Consider the following 14,704-nt stretch of genomic DNA (forward strand, 5'->3'; position numbering starts at 1 on the left):
GCCCCCGTTGTCGTCGGTCGGCCGCCCGGTCGCGGCGCTCGGGGTCCGTGGTACCGACTCCCCGGCGCCCCGTCAGGGGGCGGCGGCCGGCCCGTCGAACGGACCCTGCCGCCCGGAGGGGTTCAGCCGCAGTGCTGGGCTTTGTAGCTGGAGGCCCCTTGCCCCGTGAACTCGTTGTACTTCAGCCCACCGACGAAGTCGATGCAGGACCCCTTGGCGTACACGTAGACCGGGCCCGCGTACTGGGTGTAGTTGCTGCCGGCGCCGTCGTCGATCCAGCCGTCCGTTCCGGAGCGCCGTATCGCGACGTAGATCTCGTGCTGGCCGGTGACCGCCGCGTCGCGCCCGCGGGCGATCGCACAGTTGTACCCGTTCCCGCTGTTGTAGTAGATGTCGATGAAGCCGACCACCGGAGCCGCGCTGGAGTTGTCGGTGATGTCCCAGCTCCACTTGAAGTCGTACGCGCTCCCGCACTTGTTGACCCGGGCGGAGGCGTGGGCCGCGCCGGCGGAGAGGCCGACGAAACCTCCGGCGAGGACCGTGGCCGCGAGGACCGTCGCGAGGTGCTTCCTGATCATCGAGAACTCCTTCGAGTGCGGTGGTTGCCAAGGTCCGGGGCCGTCGGGTGACCGCCGGCGCGGGACGGCGCAGCCCCGGCTCCGGCACCGGAGGTCCCGGCCTGCGTGTCCCGTCGCAGGCGGGCTCCGACAAGTTGTCCGAAGACCCGGTGGAGTTCCCACAGTGCGGGCGTATTTGATTGTCCATCTACAAGACTCGGCCGCGGCCCAGGTGAACAGCGGACAACCCGGATTGACCACGGACACGGCAGGGGGCAGGGAATGGGGAGCGCCGGACGCCCACAGGGGCGGTTCAAGGGCGAGACCGAGCAGGCGAACGACCTGGCCGGGCTGGTGCGGGAGGTGACCTCCGGGCTCACCGTCCGCGAACTCGCGCGCCGGTACCCGGCCGGCAGGACCAGCTGGAGCGAGTACCGCTCCGCGGAGAAGGACATCCCGTGGCACCTGCTCCGGCAGCTGATCCACGACCGCGTGACGGACCCCCGGGCCCAGGCGGTGCTCCTGGCCCGGGCCGGTCAGCTGCACGAACGGGCCGGCCTGGCGGCCAGGGGACTCCCGTCGCCCGCGGCGGGGCGGTCGGACGCGCGGCAGGCACTGGATCTGGCCAGGCAGGCGCAACGGCAGGCCGAGGCCGGCGTGGCGGAGGCGGAGGAACTGATCCGCGTGCTGATCGCCATCGTGGCCGAGCTACGGGGTGAACTGGGCTCCGCCGGAGCGGACGGGCCGGCCCCCGTCGCGCCGCTGCCGCCCGGCGGGGGCGCGGCGGGGCAGCGGCGGGCCCGGTTGCTGGAGGCGACGCGCTGCCTGGACGAGGTGCGCCGCATCCGGGAGAGCGCGTACGACGCTCGGCGGACCGCGGAGCAGGAGCAACGCGCCATGGGGCTCCTGGTCGACCAGGAGCAGTCGTCGGCCGGGGCCGACGGTGGCCGACAGCCGGGTACGGAGCCCGCGGTGGCCGACGGGGTGCCGGCGCACCTGCCCGTGCTCCGGCGCCTGCACACGGACCTCTTCGCGGTACGCACGGCCCTGGCCGGCCGGTACCTGGAGGTGGCCCGGATGGCCCCGGCCACGACCGGCCCCGCGGTTGTCCGCGGTGAGCTGGTCCCGGTCACGGACAATCGCCCGACCGGCTCCTTCACACCGGGCCCGGCGTTCGACGACCCGCCGCCCGTCGACCCGCTCTACCCCGCCGAGCCCACCGGGGCACCAGGGCGTCGGGCCGTCAGGACGGGCGCGGCCTTCGGCGCGGCGGCGGTCCTGGCCGGGGCCCTGGTCCTGGCGGGCGTGCTGGTGGGCGTACAGCTGCGCCCGGTGCCCGCCTCCTCCGGCGCGCTCCCCCTGGCGGTCGGTACCGACGCCTCACCGACGCCCGGTACGAGCGCCGAACCGTCCGCGCCACCGGCGGGCAGCCCGTCGGCGCGGCCCCCCGGCGACGGTCCGGCCACGGCGTCGACCGCACCCCCACCGGACGGCGGGCCGGCTCCGGCGGCGGGGGTTCGGAGCGCAGTGGCACAGCCCGGTCCGACGCTTCCCGGCGAGCCGCCCCGTGCGCTGCCGGAAGCCACCGGCCCTCCGGCCTCGACCGGGGGCGACCGACCCGCGCCGCCCCCGGTGCCCACCGCCGCCGCGTCCGCCGCCGCGTCCGCGTTCCCGGCACCGGGGCGCCTCGGCGGCACCCCGCTCGTCCCGCCGACGGGATCGGTGGCGATCAGGAACAACAACAGCCTGCAGTGCATCGCCACGCCCGGCGGGAGCCGGGAGGAGGGCGCGCAGGTCCAGCAGTATCCCTGCGGGGACTTCCCCGACCACTTCTGGCAGACCCAGCAGGCCTACACGGACGCCGACGGCGACACCTACTACCGGATCGTCAGCTACAACAGCGCCCTCTGTCTCTCCGTCCAGGACTCCAGCACCGAGGCCACCGCCCAGGTCGTCCAGTCGGCGTGCCGGAACAACCCCGGGCAGGCCTGGAAGATCGAGAAGTGGCCGCACGGCATCCGCTTCGTCAACGGCAACAGCCGCCAGTGCCTCGCCGTCTCCCACGGCAGCAACGCCCCGCAGGCCCCGCTGATGCAGTACCCGTGCGGCGACTACCCGGACCACCACTGGGGCTACGGCTCACGCCGCTGAAGCTCGTTCCAGAGGCCGGGAACGGGGACTTCCCGGCACGAGCAGGGTGTCGCGGGCTGGCCCGGATGCCGTGGCGCGACGGGCGCACGCCATGCGCCGGCGTGGAGGCAGGCCGCCCACAGGGAGGGGGTCACCGGATGGCGGTCGCGTACCGCCCGGACGCCGGGGTCCGCGGTACTGCGGGCGGAGAGGTACTCCAATCCCGGCCGTGGGCGGGCCGGTTGGGCCGTGCTGCTCGCGGCTGTCGGCCGGCCGCCGGCGAGGCAGGCGGGCGCCGGTGCCTCACCGCGGCCGGCCGGCATGACCGCGGCGGTCAGGGCCACTTCACCTCGGAGAGGTGCTCCTCCACGCGGAGGATGTCGGCGTCGGTCAGGGCGAAGCACGCGCGGACGTAGGGAAAAGGGGCCGGCCCGAGATGGAACGCGTCGGCCGGGATGGTGGCGATGCCGGCGGCACTCAGGATCGTCTCCGCGACCTCGCCGCTGTCGCCGCCCAGCGGAGTCCCGTCCACCAGGAGGTAGTAGGCGCCTTCCGGGTCGTTGGTCGCGAGGCCCGCGTCACGGAACGCCGCGGCGATCCGGTCACGCTTGCGGCGGTAGTCCTGGCGCGTCCGCGCGTAGAAGGAGTCCGGCAGGGTGAACGCCCGTGCGGCGATCTGCTGCAGCGGGGTGGGGGCGCACACCGAGAGCGCGTCGGCGGCGATGCGCAACGGCGCGATCAGCTCCGGGGGTCCGGCGGCGTAGCCGAGCCGCCATCCGGGGATGCTGTAGGTCTTGGAAAGACCGGAGACCGTGATCGTGCGGTCGCGCAGCAGGTCGAACGACGCCGGCGAGCGGTGCGGTTCGTCCCCGTAGTAGAGGTGCTCGTAGATCTCGTCGGTGATCACCAGCAGGTCCCGGTCCGCTGCGAAGCGCGCCACCTCCTCGATCTCGTCCGGTGGCATCCGGTGGCCCGACGGATTGCCGGGTGTGCACAGCACGATCGCCCTGGTGCGGTCCGTCGTGGCCGCCTCCAGGGCCGCCCTGTCGATCCGGAACCCGGGGGCGTCCGTCCTGACCGGCTGGGGAACGACCCCGTGGATCTCCGCCACGGTGCGGTGGTAGCCGTAGAAGGGTTCGGGCAGGAGCAGGCCGTCTCCCGGGTCGAGGTGGGCCAGTACCGCCGCGTTGTACGCGCCGGTGGCGCCGATGGTGGCCACCACCCCGTGCTCCGGGTCGACGTGGACTCCGTTGTACTCCGCCAGCTTCCGCGCGACGGCCTGCCGGAGGACGGCGTCTCCGTGGGCGGGGCTGTAGGAGTGGTCGGCGGACGCGAAGTGTGCGGTCGCGTGGTCGAGCAGGTCGTCCGGGGGCGGCGTGCGGGACAGGCCCTGGCCGAGGTTGATGCCGCCGACGGCGACGCACCGCTCGGTCATGGCCCTGATGGTCGACTGCCGGAACCCGTCGAGCCTCCGCGCGTGCGGCTTCATCGGTGCCTCCTCCCGTGTTCGGGCCGGTCGTGGGATCGGTGGGTGTTCATGCGCTGACTGTTCATGCGGTGGGTGTTCATGCGGTGACTGTTCATGCGGCGGTCCATCCACCGTCCGCCTCGATGACGGCTCCGTGGACGTAGCTGGACGCCTCCGAGGCCAGGTAGAGCACGGTCCCGACGAGCTCCTCGGGCCTGCCCCAACGGCCGGCGGGTACCCGGGTGAGCAGGCCCGCACTGCGCTGCGCGTCCGTGCGCAGACCGGCGGTCAGGTCCGTCTCGAAGTAGCCGGCGGCGATCGCGTTCACGTGGACGCCCCGCCCGGCCCACTCCGCCGCACAGGAGCGGGTGAGCTGTACCAGCGCGCCCTTGCTCGCCGCGTAGGCGACGACGTTGCGGCCACCGCTGTGGGCCAGGACCGATGCGATGTTGACGATCTTTCCGCTGCCCTGCCGGAGCATGGCCCTCCCGGCGGCGCGTGACACGAGGAACGCGCCGGTCAGGTTGGTGTCGATGACGCGCTGCCAGGTCTCGGCCGGGTAGTCCTCGGCCGGGAACCTGTCGATGATGCCGGCGTTGTTGACGACGATGTCGAGTCCGCCGTGCTCGCGCACCGCACGGGAGAGGACGTCCTCGACCTCTGCCTCCCGCGTCACGTCCAGCCCGACACCGACGGCGGATCCTCCGTCGACGGCCAGTTTGCCGGCGACCGCGTCTGCTGCTTCGCTGCTGCGCCCGGCGACGATCACTCTGGCACCGGCGCGGGCCAGGCCGGCCGCGATGGCCTGGCCCAGCCCGCGGGTGGCCCCAGTGATCAGGGCCACCTTGCCTGTGACGTCGAACAGGTGCAGCGGACTGGTGTCATCCATGTCCGCCACCACAGTCCTCTCCGTTCTCTCCGTCCGGGTGTTACGCCGTCAGCTCGGACTCGATGGTGGTGCTGTGGTACCAGGGGTTTCCGGCGGATTCGGAGATGAGGTCGCGCGACCGCGTCTCGTGGTGCTGGCCGAGGCGGAGTGCCGCGTGCTGCACCACGTTGAGGGCGGTGAAGTACTTCCGGAGGAAGTCCCCCTCCGAAAGGTGCACCCGGGAGAACCGGATGTTCCGGTTCTCCGGTCGGTCGTCGGTCAGCAGACGCTGCAGGTTCTCACCCTTGGCGAGGGTGTACTCGTCGTCGTCCGCGTCGGAGAACCAGACCGTGCTGTGCTTCCGCACCGGGTCGGAAAGCGTGGCCACCTCGCTGTGGCAGAATTCGTGGAAGTAGTTCCGGGCGGTCGGAACCATGGCCATCTCGTTGAAGTGCATCTTGGCCAGCTTGAGCAGGCTCTCGTGCCATTTCGGGGACGCGATCATGATGATGTTCGCGTCCTCGCTCGCGTCGGCGATCCGACGGGCGGCCTCGCGGCCGTTCTCCTCGAAATCCGCCTCGAGCAGGCCCGCCAATTCGCCCAGCCGGGCGTGGTGGTCGTCGCTCAGCACCCCGAATTCGTGGAACATGTCCATCAGGATGGCGAAGTACTGCGAGACGTGGAAGAGCGGGTACTCGCGGTCCGGTTCGCGCAGCCGCCAGTAGGCGATGGAGGCGCCGTCCGCCCGCCCGAGCTCGGCCAGTTTGCCGCCGGAGGTGAGCAGGAGCACCTGGTCCCGGACGGCGCGAAGCCGCTGGTAGGCGAGGACCGGCTCCTGCGAGTGCCCGCTGTAGGAGCTGATGATGTACAGGGTCGCCTCGTCCTCGAGGACCGAGGGAGCGGCCAGGAAGCGGAAGTCGTAGTCGTTCACGACGTGCACTTCGAGGGGCAGGCCGATCTCCGTGAAGTAGCCGCGGACGATATCCGAGACGATGGCCGAGCAGCCCATTCCGGTGAAGACGATGCGCTTGAACCTCCCTTCGGAGAGACGCTGTCGAAGGTCCGGGGTGACGTCGTCGAGCGAGTACTCGTCGGGCTTCGTCAGGCCGGCCCGGTACTCCTTCTCGATGAATTCCTCGTAGCGGTCGAGTCGGGACTTCATGCGATCTCACTCCATCACGGTCGCGTGCGGGTCGAAGAAGTCGTGCGACTCCGGATACCGAACTCCGGAGACCCGGGTTGCTTCGGGTGATTCGACTCTAACAAGCGCGGAAGGCCTCGTGGCATTCACATCGGTAAGTCTGCGAATCGACCAGGGACCGCATGGTCCGATTTCGCCGGTCTCACATGCTGAGAGGGATTCTGACGGAATATGAGAACGGCGGCGGCAGTCGAACGGACAAGTCCCCTGAATGCAGACGACCGCCACGCTTCGGGACACGGAGGAACCGGCCGTTCTCACCAACTTGCCCAAAACCCTTCTCAACCGCGCCATGATTGGTGTATGACTGCGCAGCTACTGACGTTCGTACTCGCTTCTCTTCTGATCATCGTTGTTCCGGGCCCCGACCTGGTGCTCCTGCTGCGGAACGCGGCACGGGGCGGCCGCCGGGGCGCGGCCGCGACCGCGATGGGCATCATGCTCGGCAACGCGGTCCTCGCCGGCGCGGCCGTCGCGGGCCTGACCGCGCTGCTCACGGGCTCCGAAGTGCTCTACACCGCCGTGCGGATCGCCGGCGCCCTGTACCTCGCCTACCTGGGCATCCGGTCCCTGATCGACTTCATCCGCCTCGGCCGACGCGAGGACGGAGCTGACGACGCGACGGCCGCACAGCCCGCCGGCCACGGCCGTGGCGGCGGTGGCGGGGCGCCGGACAGCGGGGCGGACTTCCGCCAGGGCCTGCTGAGCAATCTGCTCAACCCGAAGGTCGCCGCCTTCTACCTCTCCCTCTTCCCGCAGTTCCAGCTGCCCGGCATGTCCGAGCTCTCCCAGCACGTGCTCCTGGCCGGGCTGTTCTGGCTGCTGGCCCTGGCCTGGTACGTCGTGGTGGTCGCGGTCCTGGGCGCGATCCAGCGCGTCCTGCTGCGGCGCAAGGTGCAACGGGGACTGTCGGGGGTGGCCGGGGTGGCGCTGCTCGGGCTCGGGGCGGCGGTGGGGGCCCGTCAGTAGCGCGTTCCCGACTCCGGCGAGGCGACGGGGGCGGCCCCGGCCGGGGCCGCTCCGGTCGCCTCGGGGGCGGGGTCGGTGAGTCCGGTGACGCGCAGGGTGATGTTGAGGCGGCCCCGGGCGGGGCCGACGGCGGGGTCGCCGGTACCGGGGAGGATCTTCGGCACGGCGTGGTACGCGAGGCGGGAGGGGCCGCCGAAGACGAGCAGGTCGCCGGAGGCGAGGGTCAGGTCGGTCCAGGGCCGGTTGCGGGTACGGGTGTTGCCGAAGCGGAAGAGGCAGGTGTCGCCGATGCTGAGGGAGACCACCGGGGCGAGGGAGCGCTCGTCCTTGTCCTGGTGCATGCCGAGCCGGGCGTCGGCGTCGTAGAAGTTGACCAGCGCGGCGTCGGGTTCGTAGCCGGCGCCCTGGCCGGGGTCCTGGTAGGCGTCGGCCACCGCCCGGCGGCCGAGGTCGGCGAGCCAGTCGGGGAGGCGGGCGACGCGGCGGCCGTTCACGTCGTCGGCGGTGCGGGTGTAGGCGTACGGCTGCCAGTGCCAGCCCAGGCACACGGTCTGTACGGACATGACGCCGCCGCGCGGCAGCCGGGTGTGCCGGATCGGGACGGGCCCGGTGGCCCAGGCGCGGCAGGCGGCGACGAGGTCGCGCTGCCGGTCGGGGGTGAGCCAGCCGGGCAGGTGGACGGCGCCCGGCGCGATCTCGCGGCGCTCGTAGCCGGCGGGCGGCGGGCCGAACAGGGCGGGGGTGGTCGTCACGCGGCGGCGCCCGGGGTGGCAGGCGGGAAGGAGTCGGTCCAGCCGGAGGCGATGCGCCAGGTGCCGCCGTCCGCGCCCGCGCCGCGTACGCCGTCCAGGACGCCGGGCCCGGCGAGCGCGGCGGCGACCGGCTCGGCGAGGGACGCGAAGCCGAAGGTGCGGTCCGGGCGCCAGGGGGTGCTGTGGCGCAGGCGTCGGGCGAGTTGGGCCCAGCCGAGCGGGGCGGCGGCGATGACGAGGGCGTCGGGCTCGGGGGCGGTGAGGCGGTGGGCGGGCCGCAGCCAGGAGGCGGCCTGTTCGGGCCAGTCGACGACGGCCAGGACGGCATGGCCGGCGGCCTGCCAGGCGTCGCCGAAGGCGGCGGCCGCCGCGCGGGAGGCGTCGTCGCGGCTGTGGCCGATCGCGACGCCGTGCAGGGGCGGGCGGCGGTGGTCGGCGAGCAGGCGCAGCAGGGCCGCGAGTTCGGGGGCGGTGTGGGGGGCGGGTGCGGGGAGGTCGCCGTAGGCGGTCGGCCCGGGTTCGGGGAGGAGCGGGGAGCGGTCGGGTGCGGGGAGGAGCGGGGAGCGGTCGGGTTCGGGGAGGAGCGGGGAGCGGTCGGGTGCGGGGAGGAGCGGGGAGCGGTCGGGTGCGGGGCGGGTGTTCACGGGGTGCGGTCCTTCCGGCGGGTCTTCCACTGCCGGTACCTCTCGGGCAGGCACACCGAGCAGGGCCGGTAGGCGGCGGCGATCGCGGTGGCCTCGTCGGCGAAGAAGACGCGGTGGCGCACGTAGCCGCCGGCGGCGATGGTGCGCAGGGCGGAGGGGCAGTCGAGGCGGCCGTAGAGGCGGCCCCGGCGGTGGCCGCCGAGGGTGCCGGGCGTGGTGCTGGAGTACGGGCGGTTGTCGGGTCCGGTCAGGGTGTAGCGGCGGGACGGGACTGGGGCGGTACCGACGGCGGGCACAGCGGTGTCGGCGGTGTCGGCGGCGGGCCCGGGTGTGCCGGTGGCGGCCATGGCGGCGGGGCCTCAGGCGTCGTGGAAGACGAGGCCGAGGGTGTGGCGGCGGCCGCTGCGCACGGTGCTGACGCCGTGGCGGACGGGGCCGGCGCGGTGGCCGCGGGCCGAGGGGACGGGGCGGTCGCGGGTGGTGAAGACCAGGCCGTGGCCCTGGGGGACGACGGTGGCGGTACCGCGGGACTGGGCGCGGGGGCGCTGTTCGACGAGGAGGAACTCGCCGCCGGTGTAGTCGGTGCCGTGGGCGTCGAGGCCGATGACCACCTGGAGGGGGAAGACGAGGTCGCCGAAGACGTCGCGGTGCAGGGCGTTCCAGTCGCCGGGGCCGTAGCGCAGCAGGATCTGGGAGCTCTTGTCCTGGCCGGCGGCGTGGCACATGGCGGTCCACTCGGCGAGGGTGTCGGGCCAGGGGGCGGGGCGGCGGAGCTTGTCTGCCCAGGTGCGGGCGACGGTGAGCAGGTGGGGGTAGAGGGCCTCGCGCAGGACGGCGACGGGTTCGGGCAGGTCGTGGGTGAAGTAGCGGTACTGGCCGGAGCCGAAGCGGTGGCGGGCCATGTCGACGGTGGTGCGGAACAGTTCGGGCCGGTCGTAGAGCGCGGCGAGCTCCCGGCACTGGGCGGGGTCGAGCAGGCGGGGCGTCGGGGCGCAGCCGTGGGTGTCGAGTTCGGCGGTCAGGGCGGTCCAGTCGGCGGTGTCGAGGGCGCGGACGGCGGCCTGGACGCTGCCGGCGGCGGTGTCGGGGACGGTCTCGGGGGCGAGGGTGTTCACGGGGTGTCCTGGTGGTGAGCGGGCGGGCGCGCGGTCAGCGGGCGTTGTGGAAGATCACGCCGAGCGTGGTGCGGCGCCCGGACTCGACGGCGTTGGTGCCGTGGCGCATCGGGTGGCGCCGGTAGCCGCGGCTGCCCTGGACGGGGCGGTGCTGGACGGGGAAGACCAGGGCCTGGCCGAGCCGCGGCCGCACCACGATCGCGCGGGACTGCGAGCGGGGCCGCTGTTCGACGAAGACGTTCTCGCCGCCGGTGAAGTCCTCGCCGGGCCGTTCCAGCATGATCGTGGCCTGCAGCGGGAAGACGAGGTCGCCGTAGACGTCCTGGTGCAGGCAGGCGTGGTCGCCCGGACCGTAGCGCAGGACCAGCGGGGTGGGACGGTGCTGGCCCGCGGCGGCGCACTCGGCGTGCAGCTCGGCGAGGGTGAGGGGGAAGGTCCGCTCCCCCAGCCGCGCCGCCCACTGGTTGGCGATCCGCGCCAGCGGCGGGTACAGCCGCTCCCGCAGCGCGTCCAGCACCGGGACGGCGGCCGGGTCGGCGTAGTACCGGTAGGTGCCGCGGCCGAAGCCGTAGCGCTGCATCACCACGGTGGAGCGGAACAGGCCGTCGTCGTCGAAGGTGTCGGCGAGCTCCCGGCACCGGGCGGGCGACAGCAGGGGCCCGGTGAGCGCCACCCCGTCCCGGTCCAGCTGCTCCCGCACGTCCTGCCAGTCGACCGGGGCGAGCGCGGGCAGGGCGGCCGGGCCCGGGGAGGCCGGGCCCGGCGCGGGTGCCGCGGCGGCGGGTGCGGCGGTCGCCGGCGCGACGGTGTCAGGTTCGGCGGCGGCAGCTTCGGCAACGGCGAAGAGGGCGTCGTTCACGGGGAGGTCCTTCGACGGGCGGGGACGAGCAGGCGTACGGGCCCGCGGAAAGCGGGCCGTGGCCGGCGTACGGTCGGGCTGTCCCGATCGTCACCCGTGGAAGGGTCCGTGTGCTGGCGGCATTCGGACGTCGCGTCGTGCGCCGCTTCCGAGGTCGGACGGGTCCGCCGTCAGGACGTGCGGGAGCGGGTGGGCGCCAGGTCCGCGACCAGCAGCGCCAGCAGGTCCGCCGGCGCCTCGATGAAGCGGTAGTGGCCTCCTTCCAGGAGTTCGAAGGTCGTGTCGCCGCAGGCCGGCCAGCCGGTCATCAGGGACGGCGCGATGCCCGTGTCCTCGGTCCAGCCGATGGCGGTGACCGGGCATGGCAGCCGGAATGGCTCGGCCACGCGGTAGCGCTTGTTCATGTCGACGTCGTTGCGCAGCACGCCGAGGTAGAGCGCGAGCAGGCTCGGTTCCAGTGTGCCGCCCAACTCCGCGACGAGCCCGCGCAGTTCGTCGGCCAGCTCGTCGTCGTTCATGCCGAGGAAGCGGCCGTAGGGGCCGTCCTGCGGCGCGACCTCCGAGGAGACGAACAGCCGGGTCGGGGCGGGGCAGCCCCGCTGGACCAGCCGTACGGCGGTCTCGTACGCCGCCAGCGCGGAGCCGCAGTGGCCGAACAGGGCGTAGGGCCGGTCCAGGTAGGGGCGCAGCGCTTCGCAGAGGTCGTCGGCCAGCGCCTGGTAGGTGGTGTGGGCGGGCTCGCGCATCCGGTTCTCCCGGCCGGGCAGTTGCACGGGACAGACCTCGACGCCGTCGACCGAGGACGGCCACTGGCGGTACATGCTGGCGCCGCAGCCGGAGTAGGGCAGGCAGAACAGCCGCGCCGGCGCCACCGGCGACGGCTCGCGCAGGAACCACTTGTTGCGGGTACGGGCCGGAGGAGCGTCCACTGATGACCTTCCGTGTGGGGTTTCTTGTCGGGTTCGGCTGCGGTGAGAGTGTCGGGCCCTACCGGGTCCGCGCGGTGACCGGCAGGTGGGTGAAGCCCGCGATGACGTTCGAGCGCATCCGCCGCGGCGCCCCGGCGAGCTCGAAGTCGGTGAACCGGCCGAGCAGTTCGGCGAACAGGATCCGCAGCGCGACCCGTGCGACGGTGTGGCCGATGCAGTAGTGCGCGCCGACGCCGAAGGCGATGTGCTTGTTGGGCCGCCGTCGGATGTCGAAGGTGTACGGGTCGGCGAACACGGTCTCGTCGCGGTTGGCCGAGGCCAGCCAGACGACGACCGCGTCCCCCGCGGGGATCGGCACGCCCCGGACCTCGACGTCGCGGGTGGTGTGGCGCATGAAGTGCTGGGTGGGCGAGGCCCAGCGCAGGGCCTCCTCCACGCCGCTGCCGAGCAGCTCCGGGTGGGCCGCCCAGTCGTCCAGGACCGGGGTGCCGGCCAGTTCGGCCATCGCCGCGATCGGCGGCTGGGCGGTGGTGACGGTCGCACCGAGCAGCAGGCTGTAGCAGTTGGACACGATCTCGCCCGGCGACAGCCGGCGTCCGTCCAGTTCCATCGTGAGCAGCACGCTGACCAGGTCGTCGCCCGGTGCGCGCCGGCGCTCGGTGACGAGGTCCTGGAAGTAGGCGAACAGTTCGCGGTGGGCGGTCACCAGGGTGGCCTGGGGCCCGTCGGCGAGCTGGAACTCGGGGTCGTCCGCGGCGATGCAGGCGTGGGCGAGCCGGACCAGCCGCGGCCAGTCCTGTTGCGGCAGCGCCATCATGGTGCCGATGACCGCCATCGGCAGGGTGGCCATGGCGGCGGCGAAGTCGTACGGGCCGCCGTCGGCCAGCGGCCGGAGCAGATCGACGACGACCCGGCGGATGGCCTCCCGGTCGTTCTCCACCGTCTTGATCGACAGGGCCTGCTGGAGCGGGCCGCGCAGGTGGGCGTGCCGGGGCGGGTCGGTCGCGGCCATCTGGCGGCCGCCGGCGGGGTCGCCCTTGCCGAGGAGGTTGAGCAGGGTGCCCTGTTCGGAGGTGAACGTGGCGTGGTCGCGCAGGACCCGGTTGGCCTCGGCGTGGCCGACGATCGACCAGTAGCCGATGTCGCCGACCGGTTGCCAGCTCACCGGGGCTTCCCGGCGCAGCCGTCGCCAGGCCTCGTGCGCCCCGCCCGCGTGGTAGAGGTCGGGGTCGATCAGGTCGACCGGCCGCGGGGCGAGGACCGGGCAGCGCGCGGTCGGGGGGACCGTCGTCATCGGGGCCGCTCCTCCCCCGCCGCGTCGGCCGGGCCGCCTGGCGCATCGGCCCGGCCGTCCGGGCCCGCCGTCCCCAGCCGCTCGCCGAGGGCCGTCGCCAGCTCGGCGACGGTCGGCGACATGTACAGGGTCTGCGCGGGGAGGTCCACGTCGAACTCGCGCTGGGTGGCGACCAGGAGGTCGGTGGCCAGCAGGGAGTGTCCGCCGAGGTCGAAGAAGTCGTCGTCGACGCCGACCGGTTCGATGCCGAGGACGTCGCCCCACAGGTCGGCCAGTCGGGTCTGCACCTCGGTGACGGGCGGGACGAACTCGTTGGGCACGTTGCGCGGGACCCGGGTGGCGGTGGGCAGGGCCCGGCGGTCGATCTTGCCGTTGCGGTTCACCGGAAGCTCGGGACGGACCAGGATCGCCCAGGGGATCAGGTAGTCCGGCAGGCTCTCCCGCAGGTCGTGGCGCAGCCGCCGCCCGAGGTCGGCGTTGCCCTCCGGGCCGGGTTCCGCGGGCACGACGTAGGCCAGCAGCCGGGTGCCGCCCGCCGGGTCGGGCTGCGGCAGCACGACCGCGTGCCGCACCCCGGGGAGCCGCTCCAACTCGACCTCGACGGCGCGCGGTTCGGCGCGGTAGCCCTGGACCTTGACCTGGTCGTCCGCGCGTCCGACGAACTCCAGCGTGCCGTCCGGCATCCAGCGCACGAGGTCGCCGGTCCGGTACATCCGGGCGCCGGGCTCGGTGCCGAACGGGTCGGGCAGGAACCGTTCGGCGGTCGCGGCCGGGCGGCCCAGGTAGCCGCGGGCCAGGCCCGCCCCGGCGACGTACAGCTCCCCGCACTCGCCGACGGGCACCGGCCTGAGGTCCTCGTCGAGCACGGCGACCCTGGTGCCGCTGATCGGGCGGCCGATCGGCACGCTCCGCAGCTCGGGGAGGGTGCTGCTGGTCCAGCAGGTCGTGTACGTGGTGTTCTCGGTCGGCCCGTAGCCGTTGGTGAAGAGCAGCTCCGGGTAGCGGGCCAGGAGGTGCTGGACGTGGCCGGGCGAGGCCACGTCGCCCCCGGTGAGGACGTGCCGGACGTCGGCGAACGCCTCCGGGTGGGAGCTCACCATCTGGTGGAGGAGCCCGGTGGTCAGCAGCAGGACCGTCACGCGCTCGGCGCGGACGACGCGCGCCACGTGCTCCAGGGTGATGGCGACCGGGGGGAAGAGGACCAGCCGGCAGCCGTTGACGAGCGGGGTCCAGATCTCGAAGGTGGAGGCGTCGAACGCGACCGGCGCGAGGTGGAAGAACACGTCCTCGGCGCGGACGTCCACCCAGTCCGCGCCCCGGACGAGCCGGTCGACCGCCCGGTGGGGCACGCCGACGCCCTTGGGCTCGCCGGTGGAGCCGGAGGTGTAGCTGACGTAGGCGAGCCGGTCCGGGTCGCCGGGGCGGGCCAGGGCCGCCGGGGCGGTGGCCGGCCCCTGCGCCGGGTCGCCCTCCGTCACCGTGACGACGGTGCCGGGCAGCCGCTCCCGCAGCTCGGGCCCCGCGGCCTCCTCGGTGATCACCATGGCCGCGCCGGCGTCCTCGAGCAGCAGCGCGTGGCGGGCGGCCGGGTCGTCCGGTTCGAGTCCGAGGTACGCCCCGCCCGCGATGAGGACGGCGAGCAGGGCCACGATCAGCTCCGGCGACCGCGGCACCAGCACGCCGACGACGCCCTCCGGCGCCAGTCCGGCGGCCCGCAGTCGCCCGGCGAGCCGGTTGGCGCGGTCGTCGAGCTGCCGGTAGGTCAGGGTCCGTCCGTCGCAGGTGACGGCGGGCGCGTGCGGGGCCCGCACGGCCTGTTCGGCGACCAGCTCGTGGATCGCCCGGGCGTCGAACGGTGGCCGTCCGCTGCCGACGAACGCCGGGATGTCGGAGGTGAGGACCGTCTGGGTCAACTGCT

Annotated in this window: 14 protein-coding genes; 2 read left to right on the forward strand and 12 right to left on the reverse strand. The window is 73.6% G+C overall.

Annotated elements, in window-relative coordinates; genetic code table 11:
• Positions 1 to 122: 122 nt before the first annotated feature.
• Positions 123 to 578: a hypothetical protein gene (locus tag ACWDCZ_RS25610; RefSeq protein ID WP_449817056.1), complete on the reverse strand. Its 456-nt coding sequence runs from the start codon at positions 576 to 578 to the stop codon at positions 123 to 125.
• Positions 579 to 839: 261 nt separating this feature from the next.
• On the opposite strand from ACWDCZ_RS25610, the gene ACWDCZ_RS25615 reads away from it, so the two are divergent.
• Positions 840 to 2,708 carry an RICIN domain-containing protein gene (locus tag ACWDCZ_RS25615; RefSeq protein WP_449817057.1) on the forward strand — a complete coding sequence of 623 codons (1,869 nt, stop codon included), beginning with the start codon at positions 840 to 842 and terminating at the stop codon, positions 2,706 to 2,708.
• Between the two features lie 313 nt (positions 2,709 to 3,021).
• Here the strand turns inward: ACWDCZ_RS25615 and ACWDCZ_RS25620 are convergent, their stop codons facing one another.
• The 3 genes from ACWDCZ_RS25620 to ACWDCZ_RS25630 all read right to left on the reverse strand — a co-directional run bounded on the left by ACWDCZ_RS25620 (position 3,022) and on the right by ACWDCZ_RS25630 (position 6,185).
• Entirely contained in the window at positions 3,022 to 4,176 is a 1,155-nt protein-coding gene (locus tag ACWDCZ_RS25620) for a pyridoxal phosphate-dependent aminotransferase (protein ID WP_449817058.1), read from the reverse strand.
• A gap of 91 nt (positions 4,177 to 4,267) precedes the next feature.
• On the reverse strand, positions 4,268 to 5,044 hold the full coding sequence (locus ACWDCZ_RS25625; protein WP_049659034.1) for an SDR family NAD(P)-dependent oxidoreductase: 777 nt from the start codon (positions 5,042 to 5,044) through the stop codon (positions 4,268 to 4,270).
• Positions 5,045 to 5,084: 40 nt separating this feature from the next.
• Positions 5,085 to 6,185 (reverse strand): SIS domain-containing protein, encoded by a 1,101-nt coding sequence (locus tag ACWDCZ_RS25630; protein WP_449817059.1) that lies wholly within the window; start codon positions 6,183 to 6,185, stop codon positions 5,085 to 5,087.
• 342 nt (positions 6,186 to 6,527) lie between these two features.
• Between ACWDCZ_RS25630 and ACWDCZ_RS25635 the strand changes: the two genes are divergently transcribed.
• Entirely contained in the window at positions 6,528 to 7,193 is a 666-nt protein-coding gene (locus ACWDCZ_RS25635) for a LysE family translocator (protein WP_063780371.1), read from the forward strand.
• Here the strand turns inward: ACWDCZ_RS25635 and ACWDCZ_RS25640 are convergent.
• From ACWDCZ_RS25640 to ACWDCZ_RS25675, 8 genes are all read right to left on the reverse strand, one after another.
• Complete coding sequence (locus ACWDCZ_RS25640; protein WP_449817060.1) at positions 7,187 to 7,945, reverse strand: alpha-ketoglutarate-dependent dioxygenase AlkB family protein; 759 nt, start codon at positions 7,943 to 7,945, stop codon at positions 7,187 to 7,189. The two genes, ACWDCZ_RS25635 and ACWDCZ_RS25640, sit on opposite strands and share 7 nt — an antisense overlap.
• Positions 7,942 to 8,589, reverse strand: a complete 648-nt coding sequence (locus ACWDCZ_RS25645; RefSeq protein WP_449817061.1) for a hypothetical protein — start codon at positions 8,587 to 8,589, stop codon at positions 7,942 to 7,944. The genes ACWDCZ_RS25640 and ACWDCZ_RS25645 overlap by 4 nt, the downstream gene beginning before the upstream one ends.
• The gene (locus ACWDCZ_RS25650; RefSeq protein WP_449817062.1) at positions 8,586 to 8,936 is read right to left on the reverse strand and encodes a metal-binding protein; all 351 of its coding nucleotides are present in this window, start codon (positions 8,934 to 8,936) and stop codon (positions 8,586 to 8,588) included. The genes ACWDCZ_RS25645 and ACWDCZ_RS25650 overlap by 4 nt, the downstream gene beginning before the upstream one ends.
• 12 nt (positions 8,937 to 8,948) lie before the next feature.
• Positions 8,949 to 9,611 carry a 2OG-Fe(II) oxygenase gene (locus tag ACWDCZ_RS25655; protein ID WP_449817079.1) on the reverse strand — a complete coding sequence of 221 codons (663 nt, stop codon included), beginning with the start codon at positions 9,609 to 9,611 and terminating at the stop codon, positions 8,949 to 8,951.
• Between the two features lie 127 nt (positions 9,612 to 9,738).
• Positions 9,739 to 10,563 carry a 2OG-Fe(II) oxygenase gene (locus tag ACWDCZ_RS25660; RefSeq protein WP_449817063.1) on the reverse strand — a complete coding sequence of 275 codons (825 nt, stop codon included), beginning with the start codon at positions 10,561 to 10,563 and terminating at the stop codon, positions 9,739 to 9,741.
• A 170-nt stretch (positions 10,564 to 10,733) separates the two neighbouring features.
• A complete protein-coding gene (locus tag ACWDCZ_RS25665; protein ID WP_449817064.1) occupies positions 10,734 to 11,492 on the reverse strand; it encodes a thioesterase II family protein in 759 nt (252 codons plus the stop codon).
• Positions 11,493 to 11,550: 58 nt separating this feature from the next.
• Positions 11,551 to 12,786, reverse strand: a complete 1,236-nt coding sequence (locus ACWDCZ_RS25670; protein WP_049650333.1) for a cytochrome P450 — start codon at positions 12,784 to 12,786, stop codon at positions 11,551 to 11,553.
• Positions 12,783 to 14,699 carry an amino acid adenylation domain-containing protein gene (locus tag ACWDCZ_RS25675; protein WP_449817065.1) on the reverse strand — a complete coding sequence of 639 codons (1,917 nt, stop codon included), beginning with the start codon at positions 14,697 to 14,699 and terminating at the stop codon, positions 12,783 to 12,785. The genes ACWDCZ_RS25670 and ACWDCZ_RS25675 overlap by 4 nt, the downstream gene beginning before the upstream one ends.
• Positions 14,700 to 14,704 lie beyond the last annotated feature (5 nt).

It is taken from the genome of Kitasatospora sp. NPDC001225, assembly GCF_053597855.1.

What these genes read in the sequence shown, in the direction of transcription:
- ACWDCZ_RS25610 (WP_449817056.1), bottom strand. Translation starts at nt 578, where the DNA reads ATGATCAGGAAGCACCTCGCGACGGTCCTCGCGGCCACGGTCCTCGCC.
- ACWDCZ_RS25615 (WP_449817057.1), top strand. Translation starts at nt 840, where the DNA reads ATGGGGAGCGCCGGACGCCCACAGGGGCGGTTCAAGGGCGAGACCGAG.
- ACWDCZ_RS25620 (WP_449817058.1), bottom strand. Translation starts at nt 4,176, where the DNA reads ATGAAGCCGCACGCGCGGAGGCTCGACGGGTTCCGGCAGTCGACCATC.
- ACWDCZ_RS25625 (WP_049659034.1), bottom strand. Translation starts at nt 5,044, where the DNA reads ATGGATGACACCAGTCCGCTGCACCTGTTCGACGTCACAGGCAAGGTG.
- ACWDCZ_RS25630 (WP_449817059.1), bottom strand. Translation starts at nt 6,185, where the DNA reads ATGAAGTCCCGACTCGACCGCTACGAGGAATTCATCGAGAAGGAGTAC.
- ACWDCZ_RS25635 (WP_063780371.1), top strand. Translation starts at nt 6,528, where the DNA reads ATGACTGCGCAGCTACTGACGTTCGTACTCGCTTCTCTTCTGATCATC.
- ACWDCZ_RS25650 (WP_449817062.1), bottom strand. Translation starts at nt 8,936, where the DNA reads ATGGCCGCCACCGGCACACCCGGGCCCGCCGCCGACACCGCCGACACC.
- ACWDCZ_RS25670 (WP_049650333.1), bottom strand. Translation starts at nt 12,786, where the DNA reads ATGACGACGGTCCCCCCGACCGCGCGCTGCCCGGTCCTCGCCCCGCGG.